At 61.4% G+C, this 25,793-nt stretch carries 26 protein-coding genes; 10 read left to right on the top strand and 16 right to left on the bottom strand.

The genetic code is table 11. The features are described from left to right. Positions 1-28: 28 nt before the first annotated feature. The 6 genes from mdcE to JQR87_RS00215 form a co-directional block, all read right to left on the bottom strand. Complete coding sequence (gene mdcE, locus JQR87_RS00240) at positions 29-814, bottom strand: biotin-independent malonate decarboxylase subunit gamma (RefSeq protein WP_407293820.1); 786 nt, start codon at positions 812-814, stop codon at positions 29-31. Further along, positions 811-1,677, bottom strand: a complete 867-nt coding sequence (locus JQR87_RS00235) for a biotin-independent malonate decarboxylase subunit beta (protein ID WP_407293823.1) — start codon at positions 1,675-1,677, stop codon at positions 811-813. Before JQR87_RS00235 ends, mdcE begins: the two co-directional genes overlap by 4 nt. Further along, positions 1,670-1,969 carry a malonate decarboxylase subunit delta gene (locus JQR87_RS00230; RefSeq protein ID WP_407293825.1) on the bottom strand — a complete coding sequence of 100 codons (300 nt, stop codon included), beginning with the start codon at positions 1,967-1,969 and terminating at the stop codon, positions 1,670-1,672. The genes JQR87_RS00235 and JQR87_RS00230 overlap by 8 nt, the downstream gene beginning before the upstream one ends. Before the next feature lie 2 nt (positions 1,970-1,971). Further along, the gene (locus JQR87_RS00225; RefSeq protein WP_407293826.1) at positions 1,972-2,847 is read right to left on the bottom strand and encodes a triphosphoribosyl-dephospho-CoA synthase; all 876 of its coding nucleotides are present in this window, start codon (positions 2,845-2,847) and stop codon (positions 1,972-1,974) included. Continuing rightward, positions 2,847-4,514, bottom strand: coding sequence for a malonate decarboxylase subunit alpha (gene mdcA, locus JQR87_RS00220; protein WP_407293828.1), 1,668 nt, complete (start codon positions 4,512-4,514; stop codon positions 2,847-2,849). The genes JQR87_RS00225 and mdcA overlap by 1 nt, the downstream gene beginning before the upstream one ends. A 118-nt stretch (positions 4,515-4,632) precedes the next feature. Next, positions 4,633-5,070, bottom strand: coding sequence for a YqaA family protein (locus tag JQR87_RS00215; RefSeq protein ID WP_407293830.1), 438 nt, complete (start codon positions 5,068-5,070; stop codon positions 4,633-4,635). Between the two features lie 119 nt (positions 5,071-5,189). On the opposite strand from JQR87_RS00215, the gene phnN reads away from it, so the two are divergent. Next, positions 5,190-5,729: a phosphonate metabolism protein/1,5-bisphosphokinase (PRPP-forming) PhnN gene (phnN, locus tag JQR87_RS00210; protein WP_407293833.1), complete on the top strand. Its 540-nt coding sequence runs from the start codon at positions 5,190-5,192 to the stop codon at positions 5,727-5,729. A gap of 3 nt (positions 5,730-5,732) precedes the next feature. On the opposite strand, the gene JQR87_RS00205 is transcribed toward phnN, so the two are convergent. Both JQR87_RS00205 and JQR87_RS00200 read right to left on the bottom strand, forming a co-directional pair. Continuing rightward, entirely contained in the window at positions 5,733-5,975 is a 243-nt protein-coding gene (locus JQR87_RS00205; RefSeq protein WP_407293836.1) for a hypothetical protein, read from the bottom strand. A 76-nt stretch (positions 5,976-6,051) separates the two neighbouring features. Then, positions 6,052-6,480: a DNA methylase gene (locus tag JQR87_RS00200; RefSeq protein WP_407293838.1), complete on the bottom strand. Its 429-nt coding sequence runs from the start codon at positions 6,478-6,480 to the stop codon at positions 6,052-6,054. 374 nt (positions 6,481-6,854) lie between these two features. Between JQR87_RS00200 and JQR87_RS00195 the strand changes: the two genes are divergently transcribed. From JQR87_RS00195 to JQR87_RS00185, 3 genes are all read left to right on the top strand, one after another. Further along, positions 6,855-7,808: a TAXI family TRAP transporter solute-binding subunit gene (locus tag JQR87_RS00195; RefSeq protein ID WP_407293841.1), complete on the top strand. Its 954-nt coding sequence runs from the start codon at positions 6,855-6,857 to the stop codon at positions 7,806-7,808. Positions 7,809-7,979: 171 nt separating this feature from the next. Next, on the top strand, positions 7,980-10,013 hold the full coding sequence (locus tag JQR87_RS00190; protein ID WP_407293843.1) for a TRAP transporter permease: 2,034 nt from the start codon (positions 7,980-7,982) through the stop codon (positions 10,011-10,013). Continuing rightward, positions 10,010-10,411 (top strand): DUF1850 domain-containing protein, encoded by a 402-nt coding sequence (locus tag JQR87_RS00185; RefSeq protein ID WP_407293844.1) that lies wholly within the window; start codon positions 10,010-10,012, stop codon positions 10,409-10,411. Before JQR87_RS00190 ends, JQR87_RS00185 begins: the two co-directional genes overlap by 4 nt. A gap of 108 nt (positions 10,412-10,519) precedes the next feature. Here the strand turns inward: JQR87_RS00185 and JQR87_RS00180 are convergent, their stop codons facing one another. From JQR87_RS00180 to JQR87_RS00165, 4 genes are all read right to left on the bottom strand, one after another. Next, entirely contained in the window at positions 10,520-11,704 is a 1,185-nt protein-coding gene (locus JQR87_RS00180; protein WP_407293846.1) for a PepSY-associated TM helix domain-containing protein, read from the bottom strand. 66 nt (positions 11,705-11,770) lie between these two features. Beyond that, on the bottom strand, positions 11,771-14,254 hold the full coding sequence (locus tag JQR87_RS00175) for a TonB-dependent siderophore receptor (RefSeq protein ID WP_407293847.1): 2,484 nt from the start codon (positions 14,252-14,254) through the stop codon (positions 11,771-11,773). Between the two features lie 104 nt (positions 14,255-14,358). After that, positions 14,359-15,309 (bottom strand): FecR domain-containing protein, encoded by a 951-nt coding sequence (locus JQR87_RS00170; RefSeq protein WP_407293849.1) that lies wholly within the window; start codon positions 15,307-15,309, stop codon positions 14,359-14,361. After that, positions 15,306-15,824, bottom strand: a complete 519-nt coding sequence (locus JQR87_RS00165) for a sigma-70 family RNA polymerase sigma factor (RefSeq protein ID WP_407293850.1) — start codon at positions 15,822-15,824, stop codon at positions 15,306-15,308. Before JQR87_RS00165 ends, JQR87_RS00170 begins: the two co-directional genes overlap by 4 nt. 153 nt (positions 15,825-15,977) lie before the next feature. Between JQR87_RS00165 and JQR87_RS00160 the strand changes: the two genes are divergently transcribed. Beyond that, positions 15,978-16,502, top strand: coding sequence for a DUF3617 domain-containing protein (locus JQR87_RS00160; protein WP_407293853.1), 525 nt, complete (start codon positions 15,978-15,980; stop codon positions 16,500-16,502). Positions 16,503-16,546: 44 nt separating this feature from the next. Here JQR87_RS00160 and JQR87_RS00155 read toward each other — a convergent pair whose 3' ends face one another. Next, positions 16,547-16,876 (bottom strand): NADH:ubiquinone oxidoreductase, encoded by a 330-nt coding sequence (locus JQR87_RS00155; protein WP_407297872.1) that lies wholly within the window; start codon positions 16,874-16,876, stop codon positions 16,547-16,549. 118 nt (positions 16,877-16,994) lie between these two features. Here JQR87_RS00155 and JQR87_RS00150 point away from each other — a divergent pair, with 118 nt between their 5' ends. After that, positions 16,995-17,957, top strand: coding sequence for a CobW family GTP-binding protein (locus JQR87_RS00150; protein ID WP_407293855.1), 963 nt, complete (start codon positions 16,995-16,997; stop codon positions 17,955-17,957). A gap of 9 nt (positions 17,958-17,966) precedes the next feature. On the opposite strand, the gene JQR87_RS00145 is transcribed toward JQR87_RS00150, so the two are convergent. Together JQR87_RS00145 and JQR87_RS00140 are read right to left on the bottom strand one after the other, a co-directional pair. Continuing rightward, a complete protein-coding gene (locus JQR87_RS00145; RefSeq protein ID WP_407293857.1) occupies positions 17,967-18,341 on the bottom strand; it encodes a DUF3301 domain-containing protein in 375 nt (124 codons plus the stop codon). 76 nt (positions 18,342-18,417) lie between these two features. After that, positions 18,418-18,825: an SMI1/KNR4 family protein gene (locus tag JQR87_RS00140; protein WP_407293859.1), complete on the bottom strand. Its 408-nt coding sequence runs from the start codon at positions 18,823-18,825 to the stop codon at positions 18,418-18,420. A gap of 227 nt (positions 18,826-19,052) precedes the next feature. Here JQR87_RS00140 and JQR87_RS00135 point away from each other — a divergent pair, with 227 nt between their 5' ends. The 4 genes from JQR87_RS00135 to JQR87_RS00120 all read left to right on the top strand — a co-directional run bounded on the left by JQR87_RS00135 (position 19,053) and on the right by JQR87_RS00120 (position 24,818). Beyond that, positions 19,053-21,308 (top strand): ATP-binding protein, encoded by a 2,256-nt coding sequence (locus JQR87_RS00135; RefSeq protein WP_407293861.1) that lies wholly within the window; start codon positions 19,053-19,055, stop codon positions 21,306-21,308. A gap of 13 nt (positions 21,309-21,321) precedes the next feature. After that, positions 21,322-21,807 carry a response regulator gene (locus JQR87_RS00130; protein ID WP_407293863.1) on the top strand — a complete coding sequence of 162 codons (486 nt, stop codon included), beginning with the start codon at positions 21,322-21,324 and terminating at the stop codon, positions 21,805-21,807. 66 nt (positions 21,808-21,873) lie between these two features. After that, on the top strand, positions 21,874-24,276 hold the full coding sequence (locus JQR87_RS00125; RefSeq protein WP_407293865.1) for a response regulator: 2,403 nt from the start codon (positions 21,874-21,876) through the stop codon (positions 24,274-24,276). Next, positions 24,276-24,818 (top strand): biliverdin-producing heme oxygenase, encoded by a 543-nt coding sequence (locus JQR87_RS00120; protein WP_407293868.1) that lies wholly within the window; start codon positions 24,276-24,278, stop codon positions 24,816-24,818. Before JQR87_RS00125 ends, JQR87_RS00120 begins: the two co-directional genes overlap by 1 nt. Before the next feature lie 107 nt (positions 24,819-24,925). On the opposite strand, the gene JQR87_RS00115 is transcribed toward JQR87_RS00120, so the two are convergent. Continuing rightward, the gene (locus JQR87_RS00115; RefSeq protein WP_407293870.1) at positions 24,926-25,690 is read right to left on the bottom strand and encodes an SDR family NAD(P)-dependent oxidoreductase; all 765 of its coding nucleotides are present in this window, start codon (positions 25,688-25,690) and stop codon (positions 24,926-24,928) included. Positions 25,691-25,793: the final 103 nt, after the last annotated feature.

Below are 25,793 nucleotides of genomic sequence, written 5' to 3'. Positions count from 1 at the left end.
CGGCGGATACGGCCGCTTCAGGTATTCGCTACCACTGGGCGCGCAGCATCTCCCGCACCCGCGACGACGCCTCACGGTTCGCCGCACCGAGGCGGCCGCTCAGATCGCTGCTGCCGCCGATGTCTGCCACGGCCTTGGCGAGACAGTCGCGCACACGCGCCAGATCGTCCGCTGAGGGCTGCTCGATGTTGTCCACGGAGAGGGTTTCCCAGAGCAGGCCGAGGGTTGCGTAGTTGTCGATGTCGTAGGCCATCGGCGGCACCGATTCAGCCAGCGCTTCCAACTCCTCGACGCTGCGCAGGGTGATGCGCGCCGCGGCGGCCTTGCCCATGGCGTGCACCATCACGCCCGGGTCACGCAGGGCGATGGTCCGCTGGGCCTGATAGCCGTGGGCGAGAAACGCGCCGGACATGGCCTTGCCGACCAGCAGCGAGACCACCGGATGACCGGCTAGGCGTGCGCGGGCATAGCCGTCCACTGCACCGGCCAGCGCCTGATGAATGCCCAGCGCCTCCTCGCGCCGCCCGTAGGCCTGGCTCGGCACGTCGACCACGGCGACTACCACTCGCTTGTCCGCCTTGTCGTGATCGGCTGCGATGACCTCGTCCAGCGCCTGACCCAGCGCCCAGCCTTCAAGCAGGCCGACCTCGCCGTTGCGGGCCCGAGGAAAGGGATTCTCGGCATCCGGCACCACCGCGATATACCGCGCGGCACGCTCGCCCAGTGTTCCATCCACCACCTTCACCGAGGCCGGATAGCCCGCCTGTGCCTGGCCGCCGGCCAAGGCTTGCAACCAGTTCAGTCCACGGCTCATCTGGCTTCTCCTTCATAGAGGGCACGCACGGCGGCGGCGTCGAGTTGGGTGCGGGTATCGGTGTCAGCCAGGCGCTGGAGAAACCAGGCATGGCGACGGCTGCGCGGCTGAGCAGGTTTGCCGAGCGCGAACAGTTCATGCAGCTGATCGCGGATGGCATTGGTGTCGTCGGCCACATAGGCGTCCACCAGCCCGGAGGCGTAGCGCTGCTCGCCACCGGTCAGGCTCCAGATGAAGGGCCGGTCGCGCGAGTCGTACTCGTCGAGCCCGGCTTCTTGCTCGATCACCTGCGGACCGTTGAGGCCGACACGGGCCTCGCGGGTGACAACCAGATAGCTGCACAACCCGGCGGCGATGGACATGCCACCGAAGCAGCCGACCGAGCCCGCCACCACGCCGATGACCGGCTGGTATTCGCGCAGCTCGACGATGGCCGCCTGGATTTCGGCGATGGCGGCCAGGCCCAGGTTGGCTTCCTGCAGACGCACGCCGCCAGTTTCCAGCAACAGCACGGCGCGGGTCGGGGTGCCGTTGCGGTTGTCCTCAGCGGCCAGCTCCAGGGCGCCGGCGATCTTCGCACCGCCGACTTCGCCCATGCTGCCGCCCTGGAAGGCGCCTTCGATGGCGGCGATTACCGCCGGCTGCCCATCGATGGTGCCCTTGGCCACCACCACGCCGTCGTCGGCCTGGGTGACGATGCCCTGCTTCGGCAGCCAGGGCGAGGTGACGCGATCAAACGGATCGAGCAGTTCGCGGAAGCTGCCCTCGTCCAGCAGTGCGCGGGCACGCTGGCGGGCGCCGAGCTCGACGAAGCTGCGCGACTTGAGTAAACGGGCCACAGTTTCAGCAGACGAATCAGTCATGGCCGACCTCCTCCAACCCCTGCTCCAGGCGCAGACGCACTACGCCGGGTGTGGCCCCAAAATCGTGAATATCGATGTTCAACGCCGGTAGCGTCTGCTCGCGAAACATCCGCTCGAACAGGCTCTTCCAACGCTGCTCGGCACCATTGACCGAGGTGACGACCTGTATCGCCAGCCTCCCGGCCTGACCGGGCTCGAGCATCACTTCCAGATCGCCCGAGCCGACCACGCCGACCAGGGCCTTGCCGCGGGCGGGTTGCCCGGCGGCGAATTCGAAAGACAGGGTTTCCATGTTCAATTGCTCCCAGTCGGCGCCGGCGCGGTGGGCGCCAGGCGATCGAGGAAAAGAGTGGCGGCCAAGAGGTCGGCGGCGCCGCCCGGCGAGGCGTTGAGGGCGAGCATGTCGCGATCGAGCAGGCGCAGCTGGCGACGTCCGGCAAGGCTGGCGGCGCCACCCGCGTCCAGCACGGCGCGGGCTCCCTGCTGCATGCGGGTCAGCCCTTCGAGACCGGCGCGGTGCAGCACACAGGTGTCGGTCAGGGTGCTCATGATCGCCAGCAGCGCATCGAGCCGGGCGTTCTGCTCACCGGCACCAGCGCGACGGCTGGCATGCAGTTGTGGAAGGCCAAGCTGCAGTACGGCGGGAAATCCGTGCTGCGCCTGTTCGCGGGCACCGAGCACGCCATAGCGGCGGCAGACCCGTGCGCCATGACTGTCAGGGTTGTGCGGCGCGGCCGGATCGTTCAGCCGCGCCAGGGCGGCAGCGCTGGCTGCGATCTCGCCAGCCGAAGCGCCGCGTTCCAGCATCGCCGCCGCGCTGAGCAGCCCCAGCGCCCAGATCGCACCGCGATGAGTATTAACGCCACCCGTCACGCGAAGCATTTCCGCTTCGCCTTCCCGTCCGAGATGACCGAGAGTTTCGCGCAGCGGTTGGCTAATCTGGCCTTCGCTGCGTGCGGCATCGGCCATGGCGGCAAAGGTCGGCCACAGCGATTGCGCCGAGGCATGCATCAGCCCCAGGTGCAGGTCGCTGTGCGCGCCGCTGCCGCGCCGGTCCACCAGCCCCGGCTTGGGCGAGAGGTCGGCCTCATCGGTCAGAGCCTGTACCGCCAGGTCCGCCAGGCGCTCGGCCAGCGTAGGCTGCGCCTGAGGTGCTATGAGCGCATTCATCACCAGCTCCTGAACTTGGCTGGCGGGTTGTAAAGGCCGCCAGACCAGTCGACCAGTTCGGCAATGCTCTTGGCTGCCAACAGTTCACGGGAAGCATCGTTACGGCGGATGCCGAGGTCTTCCGGCAGCGCGATCAGCCCTTCACGGCGCATGCGCTCGGTGTCTTTCGGGTTGTGCCGCAGGCCGATGCTGGTAACACCGGCCACCGCGGCGATCATTGCCTGGCGTTCCTCCAGCGAGCGAGCCTTGTACAGGTAGGCGATGCCTTCCTCGGTGAGCAGGTGGGTCACGTCGTCGCCATAGATCATGATCGGCGCCAGCGGCATGCCGCTCTTCTTGGCCACCTGCACTGCATCGAGCTGCTCGACAAAGGTGGGCTTGCCGCCTTCCTGGAAGGTCTCGACCATCTGCACGACGAGCTTCTTGCCGCGCTCGAGCATGGTCACTGGGGCTTCACCGCCGGGCATGGCCATGTCCAGCCAGGCCGGGGTCGGGTGACGGCGACCGCGCGGGTCATGGCCCATGTTTGGCGCGCCGCCGAAACCAGCGAGGCGACCACGGGTAACGGTGGAGGAATGCCCGTCCCCATCGACCTGTAGCGTTGCACCGATGAACAGGTCCACCGCGTACTGCCCGGCCAGCTGGCACATCATGCGATTGGAGCGCATCGATCCGTCGCGGCCCGTGAAGAACACATCCGGGCGATGGGCGATGTAATTCTCCATGCCCAGCTCGGTGCCGAAGCAATGCACGCTTTCCACCCAGCCGGTCTCGATGGCCGGGATCAGCGTCGGGTGCGGATTGAGCGTCCAGTTGCGGCAGATCTTGCCTTTCAGGCCAAGGGATTCGCCGTAGGTCGGCAGGATCAGCTCGATGGCCGCGGTGTTGAAGCCGATGCCGTGGTTGAGCGACTGCACGTTGTGTTTTTCGTAGATACCGCGGATCGCCATCATCGCCATCAACACGTGCACCGGTTTGATGTGACGCGGGTCGCGGGTAAACAGCGGCTCGATGTAGAACGGCTTGTCCGCCACCACCACGAAATCGACCCAGCTCGCCGGGATGTCAACGCGTGGCAGCTCGTCGACGATCTCGTTGACCTGGAAAATGACGATGCCATCGGAGAAAGCAGTCGGCTCCACCAGTGCGGGGGTGTCTTCGGTGCTGGGGCCGGTGTAGATGTTGCCGTGACGATCCGCCTGGAAGCCGGCCACCAGCGCGACGTTGGGGATCAGATCCACCAGGAGGCGCGAATAGAGTTCGATGTAGGTATGGATAGCGCCCACTTCCAGCAGCCCGTCTTCGAGCAGCTGGCTGATGCGCAGGCTCTGCGGGCCGGCAAAGGAGAAATCGAGCTTGCGCGCGATCTGCCGTTCGAACAGATCCAAATGCTCGGAGCGGCTGACGCTGGGCATGATCATATGCAGGTCGTGCAGCTTGCCGGGGTCGACCTGGGCAAGCGAGCGAGATAGGAAGTCCGCCTGCTTCTGGTTGTTACCTTCGAGCACCACCCGATCACCAGGAGCGATCAGCAATTGCAGGGCATCGACGATCCGCTCGCTGGGCAGCACCACGCCGTCGGCGAGGCTGCGCACCTGATCGAGACGACGAGCTTTTTCGGCTCGACGACGCGACCACTGCGGCGGTGGGGAGATTGTTGTTGTCATGCTGACTCCACAGTATTTCCGCTTGTGGAGCGCACAGTAGGGACGGGACCCGGAGGTCATCAATCAAGCGCAAAGGCGTTTCGTTACGCTGAGGTTAACGATGCGGCAAGGCCGGCCCCTACAGCCAACCGAGCGTGATCGCCGCGAGCAGCAGATAGCGCCCGCCCTTGGCCAGGGTCACCAACAGCAGAAAGCTCCACAGCGGCTCGCGCAGGGTTCCGGCAATCACCGTTATCGGGTCGCCGATGATCGGCACCCAGCTCAGCAGCAACGTCCAGCGCCCGTAACGGTGGTACCGTCGCTGCGCCCGTTCGAGCTGCCTGTCGCTGACCGGGAACCAGCGTTTGTGGCGCAACCGCTCGACCGAGCGCCCCAGCAGCCAGTTCACCAGCGAACCGAGCACATTACCCAGGGTGGCGACCAGCAGCAGCGCCGCTGCCGGTTGCGCGCCGTGCAGCAGCAACCCGACCAGCACGGCTTCGGATTGCGCCGGAAGCAGCGTGGCCGCGGCAAAGGCGGCGCTGAACAGGCCAAAATATATAGAAAGGTCGAGCATGAAAAATAGAGTGTGTCGGGCTCAGGTAGCACCAGCGGCGAGAGAAGCACAAGCCTAAGCGGAAATCTGGCAGGCTGTACGGCACTGGCGAGGCGAATGGCAAGGTAACAGAGGATTCGATGAAAGGCAGGCTGATCTATCTCGTTGGTCCCTCCGGCTCAGGCAAGGACAGCTTGCTCGATGCCGCGCGCGAGCAACTGACCGAGCGCGGCGTACGCATTGCAAGGCGGGTCATTACACGATCAGCCGAAGCCGTGGGTGAATCTGCCGAGGCGGTCTCCCATGATGAGTTCGATCGACTGGAGCGCAGCGGGGCTTTTGCCATGAGCTGGCGAGCCAATGATCTGGCCTATGGCATTCCGGTCCTGATCGAACAATGGCTCGCCGCAGGCGAAGACGTTCTGGTCAATGGCTCACGTGGTTACCTTGAGCAGGCGCGCAAACGCTACCCGGATATGCTGGTGGTGGTACTCAGCGTGCGGCCGGAGGTGCTGCGCCAGCGCCTGCTCAAGCGCAACCGCGAAACACCGGAGCAAATCGAGGCGCGGCTGGCGCGTAATGCGCGTTTCGAGCATTTGCTGGATGGCGTGGTCCTGCTGGACAACTCCGGCGCATTACAGGATTCAGTCGACGCGCTGCTGCGAATCATCGACCGCTAACGGCTATCGACCCGGTTGGGGATAAAAGCCCGGCACGGCGTTGGGCCTGTCTATACGTCCGGCCGGCATGGTGCAGTTGAGGTCCCGGAAAGGCTGGCCGTTGAGCAGCTCCCAGCCATGCCCAGGCGAAGTCTGGCGGCAGATCACCGTGCCATCGGCTTTGCTCTGCCATTGGTAATACGGCGCCGGACCGGCCGAGGCCAGCTGAAACAAGGTCAGGCTGATTACGAACAATACGGCACGCATGGTTGGGGCTTCAAACTAGAATCGGGCCACTCTAGCCGTATCGTTCCATAGCGCAAGCGCGGCTGGTCGGCAGACCTCAATACCAGACCGTTTCTGCCTCGCGCATGAATATTTCCACGGTCTTGGGCCCGATGCCTTCGAATTCGGCCAGGCGCTTCTCAAGCTCTGCGCGGTCCTTGCTCTGCTCGCGAATGTTGCCGAGCTTACCGCCATATTCCCGGTTGAGCTTTTCGCAGAGTTTGAGCAGCCGTTCGGCAGTCGATTCGTCGTAGCGAACGTAGTGACCTTCACCGAGCATGTCTACCAGCTCCTGCCAGCTGCAATTACAAAGTTTCCTCGGGGTGTCACGCCTGTGCTTCTCGACAATGACGCGGTAGGCATCCGCTGCGATATCTTGCTGAATGCGCTTGCCGAACAGAAAGCTGGCGATGAACCACTTGAACAATTCGCCTTCGCCCTGGCTGATGTCAATCCCGAGTTCCTGTGCACTGATTTCACTGGCCATTGCTGCACCTCGCTGGCGTGGGGTCTTCTGTTGCGACGCCAGCAGCCACTCTTGGTTCGCATCCAGCGTGCAAACATAGGCAAAAATCCGCCTATACAGCGCCAGCAATGAGCGGGTTCTTGCCACCCGACAAGCCTGCGCAGACCCGGACTCACCGGAATAGAGCCTCCGCTGCGTCTGGCACAGCTCGTGCTTTGCCCAAATGGCCCGATGCGACGACCAACGACAAGAAAGCCGCACAGCGCTCCTGCTCCATCTGAAAGCACGTCCCGTCGCCGTCTCCCTTATCTTGTCGTTGCATGCAGCCCTGGCGCTGTAGTTGATCGTCTATCGTCAGTTCAGCAAGACCAATAACAACGAAACGGAGAAACACCATGAGATTGACCAAACGCATCAGCCTACTTGCTGCCGCAGCGGCGTTCACCGCCAGTACTGCAGCGGTTGCTGCCCCGACGTTCATCAACATCCTCACGGGAGGCACCAGCGGCGTGTACTACCCGATCGGTGTTGCCATCTCCCAGCTGTACAGCAAAGGCATCGATGGCTCCAAAACCTCCGTGCAGGCCACCAAGGCCTCGGTTGAAAACCTCAACCTGCTTCAGTCCGGCCGTGGCGAGCTGGGCTTTGCCCTTGGAGATTCCGTGGCTGACGGCTGGAACGGCGTCGAGGAAGCGGGCTTCAAGGCACCCCTGAAAAAACTACGCGCTATCGGCGGCAGCTACCCCAACTACATCCAGATCGTCGCCAGCAAGGAGTCCGGCATCAAGACTCTGGCAGATCTGAAGGGCAAATCGATTTCCGTTGGCGCGCCGAAATCCGGTACCGAGCTGAACGCCCGCGCCATCCTCAAGGCTGCCGGCTTGAGCTACGAAGACATGGGCAAAGTGGAATACCTCCCGTTTGCCGAGTCTGTCGAGCTGATCAAGAACCGTCAGCTCGATGCCACCCTGCAGTCCGCTGGCCTGGGTATGGCGGCCATTCGCGACCTGGCGTCGACCATGCCGCTGAACTATGTGGAAATCCCTGCGGACGTGGTCGCCAAGATCGGCAACGAAGCCTATCAGGCAGCGAAGATCCCAGCGGGTACCTATGATGGCCAAGAAGCCGACGTGCCGACCGTAGCCATCACCAACATCCTGGTGACCCATTCGGACGTGCCGGATGACGTCGCGTATCAGATGACCAAGCTGCTGTTCGAGAACCTCGACCAGCTGGGCAATGCGCATTCCGCCGCCAAGGACATCAAGTTGGAAAACGCTACCAAGGCGCTGCCGATCCCGCTGCATCCAGGTGCCGAGCGTTACTACAAGGAAGCCGGCGTACTCTGATTACGCCCTGGGCGGCCCATGTGCTGCCCAGTCTGAACCGCGGGCGTCTGTCCTGACGCTCGCGGATCGCCCAACCCAACTCTGAAGAGGCGCTAGTAAAACCAGCGTGGGATCACGGCAGGTTTTGTTAGCGGCTCTACGCGACCACGCTTTATCAGCTCGAGGCATTTCATGAGCGAACTACAACAAGAGGAAGGCCTGGCAGGTAGCGCAGCCGATTGGCCAAAAGCACTGTTTTATGTAGCGCTGCTGTTTTCCATCTACCAAATTGTCATGGCGGCGTTTCACCCGGTATCGAGCCAGGTACTGCGAGCCGGACATGTCGGCTTCCTGCTGATGGTCGTTTATCTGTATTTTCCCGCCGCAGGCAACGGCCGCCCCTGGCAGCCACTGGCCTGGGTCCTGGGCCTGGCCGGCATGGGGACCGCGTTTTACCAGTGGTATTTCGAAGCTGACCTGATCCAGCGCTCAGGCGACCTCACGACCCTCGATTTCGCGGTCGGCGTGCTGCTCATCGCATTGGTATTCGAGGCCGCTCGCCGGGTCATGGGTATCGCCCTGCCGATCATCTGTGCCATGTTCCTCGCCTACGGCTTGCTCGGGCAGTACTTGCCGGGCGACCTCGCCCACCGTGGTTACGGCATCGATCAGATAGTCAACCAGCTCGCATTCGGTACCGAAGGACTCTACGGCACCCCGACCTACGTGTCCGCCACCTACATCTTCCTGTTCATCCTCTTCGGTGCCTTTCTCGAGCAGGCCGGGATGATCAAGTTGTTCACCGACTTTGCCATGGGGCTCTTCGGCCACAAGCTGGGCGGCCCGGCCAAGGTCTCGGTGGTGTCGTCCGCACTGATGGGCACTATCACCGGTTCCGGCGTTGCCAACGTCGTAACGACCGGCCAGTTCACCATTCCGCTGATGAAGCGCTTCGGCTACAAGGCCGCCTTTGCCGGCGGCGTTGAATCGACATCGTCCATGGGCAGCCAGATGATGCCGCCGGTCATGGGGGCCGTGGCGTTCATCATGGCCGAGACCATCAACGTGCCCTTCATCGAAGTCGCCAAGGCTGCGCTGATCCCCGCCCTGCTGTACTTCGGCTCGGTGTTCTGGATGGTCCACCTGGAAGCCAAGCGCGCCAATCTCAAAGGCCTGCCTAAAGAGGAGTGCCCTAGCGCGATGGCGGCGGTCAAGCAACGCTGGTATCTGCTTATTCCGCTGGGTGTTCTGGTCTACCTGCTGTTCTCCGGACGCACGCCGCTGTTCTCCGGCATGGTCGGCCTTGCGCTGACCGCGATCGTGATCCTCGGATCGGCGATCATCCTGAAGGTGTCGTCGTTCGGTATCCGCATCGCCTTCTGGATCGCGCTGGGCGTGCTCTGTGCCGGGTTTTTCCAACTCGGTATCGGCGTGATATTCGCGGTCATTGCCGCTCTGGTGGCGGTCTGCTGGTTCATCAAAGGCGGCCGCGACACCCTGGTGGTGTGCCTGCATGCACTGGTAGAAGGCGCGCGCCACGCAGTGCCGGTGGGTATCGCCTGTGCGCTGGTCGGCGTGATTATCGGCGTGGTATCGCTGACCGGTGTGGCCTCGACCTTTGCTGGCTACATCCTGGCCGTCGGTGAGAACAACCTGTTCCTGTCGCTGGTGCTGACCATGGCCACATGCCTGGTGCTGGGCATGGGCATCCCAACCATCCCCAACTACATCATCACCAGTTCCATCGCCGCACCCGCCTTGCTGGATCTTGGCGTACCGCTGCTCGTCTCGCACATGTTCGTGTTCTATTTCGGCATTCTCGCCGACCTCACGCCTCCTGTGGCCCTGGCCTGCTTCGCTGCGGCACCGATTGCCAAGGAGACCGGGTTGAAGATCAGCCTATGGGCGGTGCGCATTGCCGTCGCCGGCTTCGTGGTGCCGTTCATGGCGGTCTATAACCCCTCGTTGATGATGCAGGGCGACAGCCTGTGGATGACCGCCTACATGGTGGTCAAGGCGAGCTTTGCCATTGGTCTCTGGGGCATCGTCACGATCGGCTACCTGCAGCGACCCCTTGCCTGGTGGGAGCGGGTGCTCGGCTTTGCCGCCGGTGCGACACTGATCATGGCCATGCCGATCACGGATGAAATCGGCTTTGGCATCGGCATTCTGCTGCTGGCCCAACACATCGTGCGGGCCCGCCGGGCCGGCCCGGTACTGGCGTGATCGAACTTTGCCTGGGACTGGCTGGGGTGGTGTGGGCGCAGGTGCCCACAGCTGAGTTCACCCTGGCCTGGACCCACACGATCGAGAGGATCCGCTGGGAAGAGGATTACCGCGTGACGCCAGACGGGCTGCTGCTCGGCGAAGCGCGGGTCAAGGGTTCAGGTGCCGGGATGGACATCCCGGATGACGCCGAACTGCGTGACGGGGCCTGGCACTACCAGCGTCAGATGTCGCCGTTGCAACCCCTGCGAGTGGGACGGACTCCCGAAGCAGGGGATTACCAACTGTGCTTTGACCAACGCTGTCACGCCCTGGGGGAATGGCTCGGCCCGCCAAAAGCGGACCAGCCCGCGCTGGAACTTTGGAGCTGCGCCGCGCAAGCGGACGGCTCCTCCTAATTCACGCGCTTCAGGGCGTTGGCTTTGCCATGAGTGGGCTGTAAAGGTTGGCTGGTGGATCGGTGAAGCGTGATCCACCCTCCATTGACTCAACGCATAAGCTGTCAGTCAGACCGCTTGCATTGCCTCTTCACGCCTGCTGACCACCAGCTTTCTAGCGCGACGCTTGCGCCACCAGATTACGACGCCGGTTGCTGAAAGCACGGCAATCGCCACCCCCAATACCGCAATCAGAATACGCCCCGGCATACCGAGAATCCGTCCGCCATGAATGGCCGGCTGCAGCATGTGAAACTGCTCACCGAGCGTGCCCTGCCCCGGTATCTCCTGGCCCAGCAATTGAGTGCCATCGCTACCGTGGAAGAACAGCCAGGCGTTGCCCTGGTTGCTGTCGTGGTCACCGAAACCGGCACCATAAAAGTTGTATTCGAAGCTGTAGTACAGCTCGCCGATGGGTTCGCTCAGCCCCAGATCGGCAGCGTGCTGCATGGCATAGTCGTAGGCCCGATGAAAATCGTACTGGGTCACGCCAAGTTCGTCCTTTGGCAGCTTGCCGCGTGCCGCGTAGACACTCGGCTCGACCGGCGAGAACAGCGATACCACCGGTTTGAAGACCTGCTCGGGCAGGTTCATTGCGATACTGCTGATGGCCACCGGCGTGAGCAGCAACCACAACCATAGCCCTCCGGCGCGGTGCACGTCGTGGTTGAGGCGTTGTCGCTTGATCTTCCAGGCAGTCCACCACTTGCCGAAAAACGGCTTACCGCGCGGAAAGGTCAGCAGCAATGAGACCAGGCAGTCGAGCGTCCAGAAGATCGCGACGATACCCATCAGCCAAATGCCCCAGCTTCCCGGCAAGGTCAGGTTGTAGTGAAACTCGAGGATGAATGGCACGAAGTTTTTGCGGGAGAAACAGCACTCGCCCCAGTAGCGGGTACCGACTAACTCCCCTGTCACCGCGTCGAGGTAGTTCACCACCGGCTTCTCTTCATAGGGCTTGCCGGTTTGCGGATCGTTGCGCGGCACCAGCGCCATCAGCGCCGCATGCCCTGGCTCGTCCGGAAATTCCATGTACCAAACCTGCATGCGCGGGTTGGCCTGCTCGACCCGCTCGACCAGATCTCCGGGCGCCAGCACGGGGCCTTCGCTGACGGTGTGGTAGAGCTCCGGATTCAACCATTCATCCAGCTCGTGGTGGAACGCCAGCACGCTGCCCGTGATGCCTGCCAGAAACAAGAAAAGCGCCGTGGCTAGGCCGATGTAGCGGTGCAGAAGAACAAGGATCGGACGCATCGTTGGTTTCCGTTTTCCAATAGCCAAAAGCCGCCGGCCGTTTAGCCAGCGGCTCACGACCACTAATCAGAAGTCGTAGGTGAGGGTCGCCATGACGTTGCGCTCTTCGCCGTAATAACACTGATTGAGGCTATTGCAGGCAGCGACATAGTTCTCGTCGGTCAGGTTGTTCAGGTTCAGCCGCACGCCCAGGCCGCTCATGCCGACGCGGGATAGGTCGTAACCGATCATGGCGTCATAAAGCGTGTAGGACGGAATGCGCAGGGTGTTTTCCGCATCCGCCCAGCTCTTGCCGAAATAGCGCGCGCCGCCGCCGACTTGCAGACCTGTCAACGGCCCGCTCGGCAGGGTGTAGTCGGCCCACAGCGACGCCATGTTGCGCGCTACGGCGTTTGGTGTGTTGCCGCGGTTGTTGACCCCGGCCGTGCCGATGTAGTCCTTGCTGTACTCGACATCCATATAGGTGTAGCTGGCCAGTACGTTTAGATTTTCCATGGGCGCGAACCGGGCCTCCAGCTCGACACCGCGCGAGGTGATCTCGCCGACGGAGCGGAAGAAGTTCTCGTTGGAATCCTTGCTGGACAGGTTCGATTGCTTCAGGTCGAACAGTGAAATCGTGTAGAGATCGTCGGTGCCGAGCGGCTGGTATTTCAAACCAACTTCGTACTGCTCGCCCTCGGTCGGATCGAGCAGGGTGATGTCATACGCGCCGTTGCTGTAGTTGTAGGCACCCGTCGCATTGGGGTTAAACGATTCCGAATAGCTCACGTAGGGGGACAGGCCGTTGTCGAATGCATAGAGCACGCCAACGCGGCCGGTAAACTGCTCGAGTTTTGATTGATCCGCCTGGTCGCCGTACATCGACTCGGTCTGCTCGAAGGACACATCAACCCAGTCCTGGCGCACGCCAAGGGAAAAGCGCCAGTTATCCAGGCTGATAAGGTCTTGCACATAAAACCCGGTCTGCTCCAGTTCCCGCGACTCGTCGTACTGGTGGTAGAACACCGGGCTGCCGGCGGTCACGCTGCCAGTGTAGGGATTGATGCTGCTGAGTCCGTAGCCGGCGTCGTAGCTGACCTTTGCCTTGCGCCGCTGGTAGTCCAGCCCGGTGACCAGGGTGTGGCTCAGCGCGCCGGTATCGAACAGAAACTGGAGCTGGTTATCCAGTGTCCAGGCATGTAGCACCTCATCAGCGCCGGTGTAGTAGCGCACCAGTTCGTCGGCACTGACGTAGCCGTACTGGTAGACCTGACCGGATCCGACGGTCGAATCCAGATACTGGAAGTTCTGCCGCGCCGACACCGTGTCGTTGAAGCGATGCTCGAGCTGGTAGCCGATCATCTGCTGGTCGCGCTCGAACTTCTCGTAGTCCTCGTCGCCCTCGAAAAAGCTGCGCGAGATCCGCTGGCCGTTGTGCGAGGTCACCGTGCCGTCAGCCGGCAGGCCGCCGTGGTAGCCACTTTCTGGATCATGCTGGAGCATGGCTTGCAATGTCAGGCGGGTGTCTTCGGTAAAGTCGATGCTAAGAGAGGGCATCAACGCATAGCGCTTTTCCTCGACACCATCGACCTGGTTGTCAGCGTCCTTGGCCACGCCAACCAAGCGGTAGGCGATGCGCTCGTCGTCCAATGGGCCGGTGAAGTCGAAGCCGATCTGCTTGTAGTCCTCGCTGCCGTAGGACAGCTGGATCTGCCGGCTCGCTTCGTACTGCGGCTTCTTCGTGGTCATCGCCACGAGGCCACCGGGCAGGCTGCGGCCGTAGAGCACCGATGAAGGACCCTTGAGGATGTCGATGCGCTCGACGAAATAGGGATCGACCTGCAGGCTGCTGTAGGTGCCGCTGTCGCCAAGCAGTTTCTGGCCGTCGAGGTAGAGGTTGTCCACCGAGCCGTCGGTAATGCCGCGCATGGCGACATAGTCATAACGGGTCGTGGCGCCGTAGGGCGTGCTCATCAGCCCGGGCGTGTAGCGCACGGCCTGGGCGACCGAGCGCGAGCCCTGGTCTTCGATCTGTTGCCGGGTTACCACCGACACGGTCTGCGAGGTCTCGGCCAGCGCCATGCTGGTTTTGGTCGCCACGCTACTGTGGGTCGCGGTGTAGCCTTCCATCTCTCCGAGCGCGTTGCCCAAGGCGAAGGCCTCCACCATCATAGGCTTCAGCTCCACGGCTTGTGCCTGTTCGCGAGACGGCGCCTGCACCAGCGAATAGTTGCCGCCCTCGTCACGTACCGCCTGGAGTCCACTGTCTCGCAGCAAGATGTCGAAGCCTTCCTGGACGCCGTACTGGCCCTGCAAACCTCTGGACTGACGATCCCCGACCAGGCGGCCATCTACTGATAGCATCACCCCGGCCTCGCCAGCGAAGCGACTCAGAGCGGTGGAAAGTGAGCCGGCAGGAATGTCATAGCTACGCGCGGTCTGTTGACTCACCGATTGCGCTAGGGCCATCGGTGCGGTGGCAAAGGTAGCCAGCGGCAGACAGAGCATGGCGGCACGAACGGCCTGGGACAGCGTGCTGGAACGGTGTTGCGGCAAGGCATTGGAACGCATGATTCATCCTTTTTGCTGGGGCAAAACATCGATCGTTGCGGATATGCCCAACGGCTCGACCAAAAAGGGAACTGCGGATAAGAATATTTTCCATTTGAATCGCTTCAGACTTCAGCTTGCGCTGGTTGAAGGCTGACCCACCACGGCAGAGGCCGATGAACGCGCAGCGACAGGGTATTGGCGAGGACGTCCAGCACACGCTCGGTATCTGCCAAGGGATAAGCACCCACCACACGCAGGCTTGCGATGCGAGGATCGCAGCCCAGATAGCCTTGACGATAACGGCCTAGCTCGGCGACGAAATCATCTAGCCGCAGGTTGTCGGCCACCAGCACGCCACGGACCCAGGCCTGCCGTCCCATCTGAACCGGACGATCGGGTTCGATATAGCGTCGGTCGAAGCTGATTTGCTGGCCTCGCAGCGCGGTGCGCGAACGGCCATTGGCAGGCCGAGCCTCAACGGAACCATCGTAAACGCTGAGCTGCGTACGACCGTCGCGCTGCAAGACCGAAAAACGCGCAGCGTCATCGGTCTTCACGCTGCCCTCGGCGGTATGCAGCACCAAAGGCCGTCGCTCGTTGCTGGCCTGCACCAACAGCTCGCCTTGGTAGAGCGACAATTGGCGAACCTGATCACTGAGATCGACGTCCGCCGCGCTGTCAGTATTGAGCCATAGCTGCGAACCGTCAGGCAGTTGCCAATCGCGCACCTCGCCCACCGCCGTGCGTTGATCGGCCACCCAGCTGCGCCAGGGCATGACGCCCCCGGACAAGGCCAGAACGCCCCCGCCGAACACGACGGTCAGGGTTTTTAGCGCCTGCCGCCGGGTCGGCTGTCGGCGCTGCAGCAAGGCACTGGCCTGTGGACCAAATGGATCGCGGGTAAGCGGCACGATACGACCACTGATCTGTTCGACGCGCCGCCAGGCCCGTTTGTGCTCGGGGTCGCTGAGCCAGCGCTGCCACGCCTCGCGCTCATCATCACTGACCCTGTCCGACTGCAGCACGGCGAACCACTGGGCGGCCGCCTGTAGCACCTGATAATCGAGACTCACGCGTCATCCTCCATCAGGGTCAGGCAGTGCAGCATGGCCTGCGCCATGTATTTTTTGACCATCCTTTCGGACACGCCTAGCTCCAGCGCAATAGATGCGTAAGTCATGCCCTGCAGCTGTGAAAGCAGAAAAGCACGCCGCACTTTTTCCGGCAGCCGCGCCAGCATGGCGTCGACCCGCAACAGTGTTTCGACCACCAGCGCCTGATGTTCCGGTGACGGTGCTACAGCCTCGGGCAGCAGCGTGACAGCGTCGAGGTAGGCCTGCTCAATCTGTCGACGACGCCAGTGGTTGATCAACAGACCTCGGGCGATGGTGTGCAGATAAGCACGCGGCTCACGGATCGCGTCCAGACACTGATCCTTGCTTAGCACCCGTACGAAGGTGTCCTGGGCGAGGTCAGCTGCCTTCTGACTGCAGCCGAGCTGACGCCGCAACCAACCGTTCAGCCAGCCTAGGTGGTCGACATATAGCCGATGCACCAATTGTTGCCGGACCAGACCGTCAGACGCCATCGTTCGTCGCCTTAACAATGAAAACGCTAATGCTAACGCTTCTCATCATCGTAAGACCATGGGAGTTTGGCCTGTGTCGAAGTTTTTATTTTCGGTTGGGGCTTTGGTGAGTCTGAACTAGGCTCTTAACCTGATCGATTGCAGGAGATCGCCATGAACCGCCTCGCCCGGCTCACCCTGGCTGCACTGGCTGCTGCCTCCCTACCCGTTCAGGCCGCGCCAATACTCCCCGGTCTGTGGGAATTCACCAGCGAAAAGCTGGTAGTCGACGGCATGCAGATGCCTGGCATGTCCGAGATGTTGGCGCAAATGAAGGAGCTCCCACCTGAGCAGCGCGAGATGATGGAGAGCATGCTCTCCGAACAGGGCGTCGAGTTGGGTTCCGGCGGTATCCGCATTTGCCTGAGCGAAGCGCAGGTTCAATCACGTGAGCTGCCTTTTCAGGACGAGCCCGGATGCACCCAGGAAGTGACTGAGCAAACCGACAACCTGTGGCGATTCCGTTTCGAGTGCCCGGACGCAACGGGCCAGGGCGAGACGAAGGTCATCAGCGAGCGGGAGGTGACCAACATGATCGAGACGGCGTACACCGTAGGCGAGCAGCAGGGGACCAGTCGAATGCAATCGCGCGGTCAGTGGGTTGGCAAAGACTGCGGCACCCTGAAGCCTCAGCGCTAACGACCGAAACGTTTCACGTGAAACGCAACGCGACCGCCAGACGATTACTCGGCGACCCATTCGCCAGCACTGTTCTGCTCGCAGGCGGGCTGCAGGAAGCGCGCATCGCTGGCGACGCCGTAGTAGTAGATGTCCTGGCGATACGGCATGTTTGACACCTGGGCGTTGCGGCAAATGCCGAACGCGCCAGACGGGCATTGCTCAACGAACGTCACTTCGACGTCCTGATCCTTGAGCGCGGGCTGACAGAACCCTGTGCGGAACAACTCATTGGGTATGGTGCGATTCTGCTGGCAGACTTTTACTTCGATCCGATCGTCCTGGCTGTGAACGATGCAGCCTTGAGCAAACGCCTCAGCGCAAAGCCCCATCATTATTAGCAGCACATACAGCGAACGCATCACCCGCTCCTTCTAATCGAACGCCGCGACTCTAGCACGCAGGTGCCGAAAACTCCTTTCCTCCGGTCAACAGAATGCGCACCATGGCGCCATGCTTTCCAATATCCCAACACATCTGATCAGCGGCTCACTTGGCGCTGGCAAGACCAGCCTGATACGTGCCCTGCTGGCGCAACGGCCCGCCAGTGAGCGCTGGGCGGTGCTGATCAATGAGTTCGGCCAGATCGGGCTCGACGCCGCGCTGCTAAGTACAGATGAATCAGGCGTCAGCCTGACGGAAGTTGCCGGTGGCTGCCTGTGCTGCGTAAACGGCGTGCCCTTCCAGGTAGGTCTGGGCCGACTGCTGCGCAACGCAAAGCCGGATCGACTGTTCATCGAGCCCTCCGGGCTCGGTCATCCGGCCGAGCTGCTTGATCAGCTGGCAGGCCCTCCATGGCGAGACGTGCTTGCCGTGCAGCCCAGCATAGCGGTCATTGACGGGCCGGTGCTGTTGCGCGGTGAACCGCTTCCAGAAAGCCAACAGCAGTCGCTACACCGTTGCGGCCTGCTTGTGGTGAACAAAAGCGAAAGCCTGGACCAAACTGAACGGCAGGCCCTTCAAGCGCTGCTGCCGTCGATACCTGTCTGCTGGACTGAATACGGCCAACTGCCCATCGCCGACTTGCCAGGCATCGACCAGCGCGCTGGTAGCGCTGAGAGTGCGCCATCCCTGCCCTCTTCCATGGCAAGCCTGGGCAGTGTCTGGCTGGACCATCGACAACCGCTATGCCAGAGCCAAGGTAGCTCGGAAGGCTGGAGCATCGGCTGGCGCTGGCACCCCAGCCAGCGCTTCGATCTGGAGCGAATCGAGAGGTGGCTGGAATCGCTGAACTGGCGCCGCGCCAAGCTGGTCATGCAAGGGCCGCAGGGCTGGCAGTCAGCTAACGCAGTGGGCGGGCAGGCCCTGGTGTTCAGTCCCAGCGAGTGGCGCAAGGACTCTCGGCTCGAGCTGATCTTCGAGACAGCTCAGGATGAGAAACGTCTGAATGACGAAATGGTCGCTTGCCGGATATGAGCTATACGCCTACTCGCCTCGTCGACGCCAGTCGTCCATCTGGATGACTTGGCCGGAGTCCTGACGAGCGGGAAACGGGTGCGCATCCATTTCTATCGGGCCCGGACGTGCGCCAAACATGACAATGCTGCCTTGGTGCCGCTGCTCACCAGTGACGGTGAACTCGAAGCCGTAGACGCGGGCAAAGCGACGTTGGCTGCGGGCGTCACGGATCAACCCGAGGCGGCGGAAGGCGACGTTTCCGTCAAGCAGTTCTACGTCCAGTTTCTTACAGTGCTGCCGCACCGCGGCCAACGCGCGCTCACGGATGCCGTGGGAATGCCATAGCCAGGCGCCCACACTAAGCACTATCAGGAAAAGGAATATGTTGTCGAGCGTTACCATTTCTGAGACCGGCAAGAGGGCTGCAAGCCGCTTCGGTGATTGAAGCCTGAGCGTGGCGCAACACTTGACCGGCGCATCAGCTCTCCAGCCAAACGTCACGCGCCCAATGCCAGACCGACTCCCAGCTTTCGTCAGTCATCTCGTGTTCGCTGCCGTCGAACAGCATGACCTCGCCTTCGAGATCCACGACATAGAAGTCCGGGCCGTCCTGGCAGATCGGCAGCAGGTCTCGCTCAACGCCAGCATCCCAGGCGTTTGCGGCCACTTCGGGCAGGTAGGTATGCGATTGCGGATCGACCGCGGTCACCGGCTCCAGACGCCCGTAGACCACGTCGCTCACCGTTAGCAGGAACTCCCGCAGGCCGTAGGGCAGGTTGATCAACAACTCTTCTTCCACCTCGACCAGCCGGTCATCATCCGGCAGCTCAAGCGGCACCGGCACCGGTTCGTTTAGTTCACGCAGCTGCTCGATTACTTCTTCCATGACAGTCCCCCTTCGACAGTCTTGAGAATGCGCCGTTTATACAAGCCTGCGCATTGGCTAGCCAGCCCTAGTCGCGCTAAAGTACATGCCGCTTGGAATATATGGCGCACCGGTAGGTTTCGCAGGTAATCATTGGTCCGCCTCGCAGCCACAGACCATTAGGTAGCAACCGCAATTGGTGCCTGCTCGCTCGCCATCAGCCTTGTACGGGCTCGACAGGAGAAATTGTGGCATCCATCGAAGATCAAGACATGCTCGCCAAGGCCATCGCCCAATGCGGTGATGAGCCTATCCATATCCCCGGCAGCATTCAGCCCCACGGCTTTCTGTTGGCACTCAGCGAGCCCGAACTGACCATTACCCAGGCCAGCGAAAACGTTCGCGAATGGCTCGGCGTCGATGCGCAGATGCTGCTCGGCCAGCCGTTGACCGAACTCATCGGCGAGTGCGGTTTCGCCGAAGGACTGGCCACCCTGGCCGACGATGACCACAACCCGTTTCACCTGCAGGATATCAACTTCAATCTGCCGGGCCGCAGCAACCATCCTCCGCTAGCCCTGATGGCTCACCGCTACAAGGGCAAGCTGATCGTCGAATTCGAATCGGCGGGGAGCCCAGGTGCGGCATACGACAAGCTATATCCTCTAATGCGCACCTTCGTTGTGCAGCTACAGGAAGCCCAGGATCTTCGGTACATTTGCCAACTGGCTGTTCATGAGGTTAAGCGCATCACTGGCTTCGGTCGGGTCAAAGCCTATCGATTCGATGCCCAGGGCAACGGCCATGTACTGGCTGAGCTGGCCGACCAGGGCTATCCGAGCTACCTAGGCCTGTGCTTTCCCGCTACGGACATCCCGCCGCAGGCGCGACAGCTGTACTGCAATAACCTGATCCGCGTGATTCAGGACGTCAATTACAAACCCTCCCCAGTTGTACCCACGCTTAACGCTGACGGGGAACCGCTGGATCTGAGTTTCGCCTCACTGCGCAGCGTGTCGCCTGTCCACCTTCAGTACATGCGCAACATGGGCACCCAAGCCTCGATGTCGATCTCCATCGTCATTCAGGGACGCCTCTGGGGCCTGATCTCCTGTCACGATGCCAAGCCGCGACAGGTCAGCTACCAGACGCGTACAGCATGCGAATTACTTGGGCGCATCCTCTCTCTTCAGATCGAAGCAAAGGAAGCAGCGTCGCTGTCACAGCGCAAGCTTGAATTGCGTCGGCAGATCGTCGAGATGCTTTCGTCCATGGCGGATCGGGACAGTGTTATCGAGGGCTTCAAGTGTCTGCCGCAAGTTGTTCTGGCGTTCGCCGGTGCGGTCGGCAGCGCCATCGTCTCCGGCGAGCACTCCGAGCCGGTGGGCGAGACGCCGCCAGCCGCCCTTCTGATACGCCTGACCCAGTGGCTGTCCCAGCAACGTGAACAGCTGGTGTTCAGTACCGACTGCGTCAGCCGCGACGTACCCACCGTTCCTGAGCTTGCCGAACATTGCGCTGGCTTGCTGGCGATTTCCATTTCTCGCCTGCACCCGCATTACCTGATCTGGTTTCGCCGCGAACAAATCAAGACGGTGACCTGGGCCGGTCAGCCAGAGAAGCGGATCGACAGCCAGGGCGGCCTCTCTCCTCGCCACAGCTTTGAAAGCTGGCAGGAGACCGTACGCGGCTACGCATCACCCTGGCAGGAAGTTGAGCTGGAAGGCGCGCTGGAACTTCGCACCGCTGTGCTGGGTATCGTACTGCGCAAGGCCGAAGAAATGGCTCAACTGGCCGGAGAGCTTCGCGAAAGTAATAAGGAGCTCGAATCGTTTTCATACAGCGTTTCGCACGATCTACGTGCGCCGTTGCGACATATAGCCGGCTACGCCGAGTTGCTCGGTGAGCTTGAAGGTAGCAAGCTCAGCCAGCGCGGTCTGCGCTTCTTGGACAACATCGGCGACGCGGCCCGCTTCGCCGGTACGCTGGTAGATAACCTGCTGAGCTTTTCGCAGATGGGCCGCGCCGCGTTGCGCCTTTCGGATGTCAATCTGTCGGCGTTGGTCGAATCGATCCGATTGGAGATGGCACCTGATTGCGAAGGGCGAAAGATAGAGTGGCAGGTTCACCCTATGCCTATCGTGGTCGCCGACGCAGCATTCATCCATATGGCGTTGCGAAATCTGATCTCGAACGCCATCAAGTACAGCCGCAAACGTGAGCACGCGATCATCGAGATCGGTGCAGAAGAGCGTGCCGAAGAAATAATCGTCTACGTTCGAGACAATGGCGTGGGCTTCAACATGCAGTACGCCAACAAACTATTCGGCGTCTTCCAGCGGTTGCATCGCATGGAGGAATTTGAAGGCACCGGGATCGGTCTGGCCAGCGTGCGCCGTATCATCGAGCGTCACGATGGTCAGGTCTGGGCCAACGGCGAGGTCAACCAGGGCGCAACCTTCTTTTTTTCGCTTCCCAGACTTACCTATGCGTCACCCATTTAGTACGGGACTCTAAATGCTCAAACCGATTCTGCTGGTAGAGGACAATCCACACGACCTGGAGCTGACATTGGTAGCGCTCGAGCGCAGCCAGTTGGCTAATGATGTCATTGTCATGCGCGATGGCGCCGAGGCCTTGGATTACCTGCTCCGCCGCGGCGACTACACCAACCGTGCCGATGGCAATCCGGCCGTGCTTTTGTTGGATCTGAAGCTGCCGAAGGTCGATGGGCTGGAGGTGCTGAAGACCATACGCGACACGGCTGACCTGCGCAGCATTCCCGTCGTGATGCTCACCTCTTCGCGCGAAGAGCCCGATCTGGTCAGAGCCTATGAGCTCGGAGTGAACGCTTATGTGGTAAAACCGGTCGAATTCCGTGATTTCGTCGCCGCTATCTCCGATCTTGGGATCTTCTGGGCCGTGCTGAACGAGCCGCCTCCGGGATCGCTGCGGTTGCAGCGCCAACATCGGGATCGCAAAAGCAATGAGGAACCGAGCTGAAGCGCGCATCCTCAGGCTTTGAAGCAGACTCCTTTCAAGTAGTGCGATATCCGCGACAGGATGGTTATGCCGGCGACAACACCTATCTGCGTCCTGTTTGTTGAAGACAGTCCGCATGACGCTGAACTAGCGCTCGTCACGCTCGAAAGGAGCGGCTACATAGTCAATAGCGAAGTGGTTTTCGACCACGCCGGTGTTGTTGAAGCTCTGCAACGTCGAACCTTCGATCTCATTCTTTCCGATTTCATCCTTCCTGGTTATTCCGGCAGTCTGGTGCTGCAGGAAGCAAGGCAATTGGCGCCCGAAACACCCTTCATCTTTCTTTCCGGCGTGTTCGGAGAAGAACATGCTGTGAACATGATGCGCTCGGGCGCCGTGGACTACGTACTGAAGCAAAACCTCAGTTTTCTTCCGAAGGCTGTGGAGCGGGCGCTGAGCGAAGTCCAGGAGCGTCAAGGTCGATTGCGTGCGGAGGAAGCGCTACGCGAGGTCGAAGTGCGTGCCCGTTTGGCCATAGACGCTGCGGGACTGGGTATGTGGGATTACGAGCCGCTGAACGGCACCATGATCGTGGATCGCCGGTGTAGAGCCATGTTCGGCCTGTCGGAAGATGCGCTTTTAGACGATCAGTTGTTCGAGTCCTTGTGCCATCCGGACGACCTGCAACGCATGCGCGACCATGTCTGGGGCGCCATCAGCACAGGCAGTGGCGATAGGGAATACACGACTGACTTTCGAATCATGCTGGGATCAGGTCAGATCCGCTGGTTCGAAACCCGCGGCCAAGCTTTTTTCGAAGACGGCGTGTGCAAGCGCTTCATTGGCGTGGTCATGGATGTGACCGAGCAAAGGCTGGCGACCGAAGCGCTCAAACGCATGAACGAAACCTTGGGTGAGCGTGTGGAAGAGCGCACCCGTGAGCGTGACCGGACCTGGGAACTGTCACGTGACCTTCTCGCTGTGATGCGTTTCGACACCACGGTGGTTGCACTCAACCCCGCATGGGAAGAAGCGCTTGGTTGGCCCCGTGAAGCGTTACTCAACACACCTCTATGGTCCCTGGCGCACACCGATGACCTCAGCGCGACCCAAATGGAAACCGAACGCATTCGTCGCGGCAACGTGACCGACCGTTTCGTCAACCGTATGCGACATCGTGATGGCAGCTACCGCTGGCTGTCTTGGACCGCCGTGCCGGAGGCCGGGATGATGTATGCCGCAGCGCGCGACATCACCAGTGAAATAGCAGCGGTAGACAAGCTCGCCGCCGCCAACCGGGAGTTGACCGAGCAGATCAAGGAGCGCGAACGCATCGAGGCCACGTTGCAACAGATGCAACGGCTCGAGGCGGTCGGCCAACTCACAGCTGGCGTCGCGCACGATTTCAACAACCTGCTGACCGTGATCCTCACCAGCGCCAGCTTCCTCAAGAATGATCTGCAACGCGGTGCACCGCTGGCCAAGGCACTCAATCGCCTGCAATACATCCAGGAATCCGGCGAGCGTGGCGCAACCCTGACCAGCCAATTGCTCGCCTTCGCTCGCCGACAGCAGCTTGCCCCCAAGGCTGTGGACCTCAACGATACGCTGGTCGGTCTGTTGAGCCTGTTACACAGCACCTTGGGCGGCGCCGTAACCATCGAGACCGATACTCGTGCAGGGCTCTGGCACGCGCTGGTCGATCCGACGCAAATCGAGATGATCATCCTCAATCTTGCCATCAACGCGCGAGACGCGATGGGCTCCGGAGGGTGCCTGACCCTGCGTACTGACAACGCAGTCATTACCGCACCAGCCGAACGCGCTGAGGAGCCTGGGCCAGGCGAATACGTCGTGCTGTCGGTCAAGGACACCGGCTCAGGCATGAGCGACGAAGTCCTTCAGAAAGCTTTCGAGCCGTTCTTCACCACCAAGGAAGTCGGCAAGGGTTCGGGGCTTGGGCTAGCTCAGGTGTTCGGCTTTGCCAAGCAGTCCGGCGGTGGTGCGCGCATCGAGACCGAGCTGGGCGTGGGCACCACGGTGATGGTCTATCTACCTCGGGTAACCGCGCCCGAGCAGAGCCTTGGTGTACCGGATCATGATCAAGGCACCCCCTTCGACGACGCCTCGCATAAGGTGCTGCTGGTCGACGACGACCACGCCGTACGCGAAGTTACCGCGCAGATGCTGAGCAACCTCGGCTACGCAGTGGTTCAGGCTGAAGGCGGCCGTATGGCTTTGGAAATGCTGGAACAAGGCGCGGCGGTAGACCTTGTGCTTGCCGATTTTGCCATGCCGGGTATGAACGGCGGCGAACTCGCCCGAGCCGTATTGTCTCGTTATCCCAAGCTGCCCGTGGTGTTCATCACCGGTTACGCCGAACTTGGCGAATTGGGAATGGGCAGCTCGACGATCATCCAAAAGCCGTTTCGCGAGGAACAACTGGCGCGCAAGCTGAGCATGGTTCTTAAGGAAAGCAATCCGGCCTGATGGATAGTTTGCGAGACCGATTGCGCGCAGCCACCGCGCAGCAGCACGAACGCGTCGATGCTGCCTTTTCGGCGTATCGGCTGGATGAGCCCGATGGTTATCGGGCTTTTCTCCAAGCCCATGCGCAGGCGCTTATCCCACTAGAAATTGCACTGGAGCAAGCAGGCATCGAAACGATGCTCGACGACTGGCCGCAACGCAGCAGACGTCAGGTGCTGCTCGAAGATCTTCAGGCGTTGGGCTGTTTGGAACCAACACCACCGCCGCTTGGCAGCGCCCTGTCTTCTGGCTGGTGCTGGGGGGCCGCTTACGTGATAGAAGGCTCACGTCTGGGCGGCCGCGTGCTTGCGCGGCGTGTCGCCGAAGCCAACCCATCCGCCCCGCTACGCTATCTCAGCCATAGCAGTGCAAAGCCGCTTTGGCCGAGCTTTGTACTAAAGCTCGAACAGCACGCATCGGCATGCGACTGGTCTGAGATGGTTACCGGTGCGCATGCAGCCTTCGAGCGCTTTCTGAGCGCAGCCCAGTCGAATCGGCCATAGCGTAAAAACCCTCGAGAGAGTGATCGAGAGGCCCACCGAGGCGAATGCGCACTCGGCTTCAGCCACCACGGCCTTGGCCTGCTCGGCATGTATGCGTGACGGGTCGATCAACCTGCGGTAACGGTCATGCCGCCGTCGGCCATGACGACCGAGCCCACAATGAAGCTCGCGCGTTCCGAGGCGAGAAAGGCGACGATTTCGGCAATTTCTTCCGGCTGTGCGGCACGGCCAATGGGTGCGGCTTCGCCGTGCTGGGCAAGGAAGCCCGGACCGTCATCGACCACGTCATTGAGGATGTTGGTGACCACGTCGCCGACGCCGATGGCATTGACGCGGATGCCATGCTCAATCGCTTCGAGCGCGAGCGTGCGGGTCAGCTGGGCCAGTGCGCCCTTGGAAGCGGTGTACGCTGCGATGGTCGGAAAGGCGAAGTAGGACGCATAGGAAGCGATGTTGACGATGGCCCCGGACTTGTTGGGCATCATTGCCTTGACCGCCTCGCGGCAATGCAGGAATGCCGCGGTGGCATTGACCGCCTGGATGCGTTCCCAGTCTTCGCGGGTCATATCCACGACCAGCTTGTTGATGATGATCCCAGCGTCGTTGACCAGGATATCCAGCCGGCCGAACCGCTCGACAGCAAGCCCGACTGCGCGCTCGGCGGCGCCGTCTTCGCTGATGTCCGCCACCAGCGGGACCAGTCCGGGACGTGCAAGTTCTTCTACGGCGGGGTTCAGGTCTTCAGCAACCACCTTGGCGCCACGTGCATGCAGCAACAGTGCAATCGCCTTGCCGATGCCACTGGCGGCGCCGGTAACCAGCGCGACTTTGCCTTCGACTTCTTGCGAGACGGTGTTGTTGATATCAATCATGCTGTTTTCCTCCAGAGTCGAGGCCAGGCGAAACATTCGCCGGCCTGCACCCGTCGGGTGCCGTCGTTGATGACGGCTCTACTGTCTCGCAGATGGTCGAGCG

Source organism: Stutzerimonas stutzeri, from assembly GCF_051028275.1.
Taxonomy (GTDB): Bacteria; Pseudomonadota; Gammaproteobacteria; order Pseudomonadales; family Pseudomonadaceae; genus Stutzerimonas; species Stutzerimonas stutzeri_AS.
The sequence above is the reverse complement of the archived record's forward strand: the minus strand, read 5'-3'. Positions and strand labels throughout refer to the sequence as shown.

Bases quoted from the DNA above. Each gene is read 5' to 3' on its own strand.
- mdcE (WP_407293820.1), bottom strand. From the start codon at position 814: ATGAGCCGTGGACTGAACTGGTTGCAAGCCTTGGCCGGCGGCCAGGCA.
- JQR87_RS00235 (WP_407293823.1), bottom strand. From the start codon at position 1,677: ATGACTGATTCGTCTGCTGAAACTGTGGCCCGTTTACTCAAGTCGCGC.
- JQR87_RS00230 (WP_407293825.1), bottom strand. From the start codon at position 1,969: ATGGAAACCCTGTCTTTCGAATTCGCCGCCGGGCAACCCGCCCGCGGC.
- JQR87_RS00225 (WP_407293826.1), bottom strand. From the start codon at position 2,847: ATGAATGCGCTCATAGCACCTCAGGCGCAGCCTACGCTGGCCGAGCGC.
- mdcA (WP_407293828.1), bottom strand. From the start codon at position 4,514: ATGACAACAACAATCTCCCCACCGCCGCAGTGGTCGCGTCGTCGAGCC.
- JQR87_RS00215 (WP_407293830.1), bottom strand. From the start codon at position 5,070: ATGCTCGACCTTTCTATATATTTTGGCCTGTTCAGCGCCGCCTTTGCC.
- phnN (WP_407293833.1), top strand. From the start codon at position 5,190: ATGAAAGGCAGGCTGATCTATCTCGTTGGTCCCTCCGGCTCAGGCAAG.
- JQR87_RS00205 (WP_407293836.1), bottom strand. From the start codon at position 5,975: ATGCGTGCCGTATTGTTCGTAATCAGCCTGACCTTGTTTCAGCTGGCC.
- JQR87_RS00200 (WP_407293838.1), bottom strand. From the start codon at position 6,480: ATGGCCAGTGAAATCAGTGCACAGGAACTCGGGATTGACATCAGCCAG.
- JQR87_RS00195 (WP_407293841.1), top strand. From the start codon at position 6,855: ATGAGATTGACCAAACGCATCAGCCTACTTGCTGCCGCAGCGGCGTTC.
- JQR87_RS00190 (WP_407293843.1), top strand. From the start codon at position 7,980: ATGAGCGAACTACAACAAGAGGAAGGCCTGGCAGGTAGCGCAGCCGAT.
- JQR87_RS00180 (WP_407293846.1), bottom strand. From the start codon at position 11,704: ATGCGTCCGATCCTTGTTCTTCTGCACCGCTACATCGGCCTAGCCACG.
- JQR87_RS00175 (WP_407293847.1), bottom strand. From the start codon at position 14,254: ATGCGTTCCAATGCCTTGCCGCAACACCGTTCCAGCACGCTGTCCCAG.
- JQR87_RS00165 (WP_407293850.1), bottom strand. From the start codon at position 15,824: ATGGCGTCTGACGGTCTGGTCCGGCAACAATTGGTGCATCGGCTATAT.
- JQR87_RS00160 (WP_407293853.1), top strand. From the start codon at position 15,978: ATGAACCGCCTCGCCCGGCTCACCCTGGCTGCACTGGCTGCTGCCTCC.
- JQR87_RS00155 (WP_407297872.1), bottom strand. From the start codon at position 16,876: ATGATGGGGCTTTGCGCTGAGGCGTTTGCTCAAGGCTGCATCGTTCAC.
- JQR87_RS00150 (WP_407293855.1), top strand. From the start codon at position 16,995: ATGCTTTCCAATATCCCAACACATCTGATCAGCGGCTCACTTGGCGCT.
- JQR87_RS00145 (WP_407293857.1), bottom strand. From the start codon at position 18,341: ATGGTAACGCTCGACAACATATTCCTTTTCCTGATAGTGCTTAGTGTG.
- JQR87_RS00140 (WP_407293859.1), bottom strand. From the start codon at position 18,825: ATGGAAGAAGTAATCGAGCAGCTGCGTGAACTAAACGAACCGGTGCCG.
- JQR87_RS00130 (WP_407293863.1), top strand. From the start codon at position 21,322: ATGCTCAAACCGATTCTGCTGGTAGAGGACAATCCACACGACCTGGAG.
- JQR87_RS00125 (WP_407293865.1), top strand. From the start codon at position 21,874: ATGCCGGCGACAACACCTATCTGCGTCCTGTTTGTTGAAGACAGTCCG.
- JQR87_RS00120 (WP_407293868.1), top strand. From the start codon at position 24,276: ATGGATAGTTTGCGAGACCGATTGCGCGCAGCCACCGCGCAGCAGCAC.
- JQR87_RS00115 (WP_407293870.1), bottom strand. From the start codon at position 25,690: ATGATTGATATCAACAACACCGTCTCGCAAGAAGTCGAAGGCAAAGTC.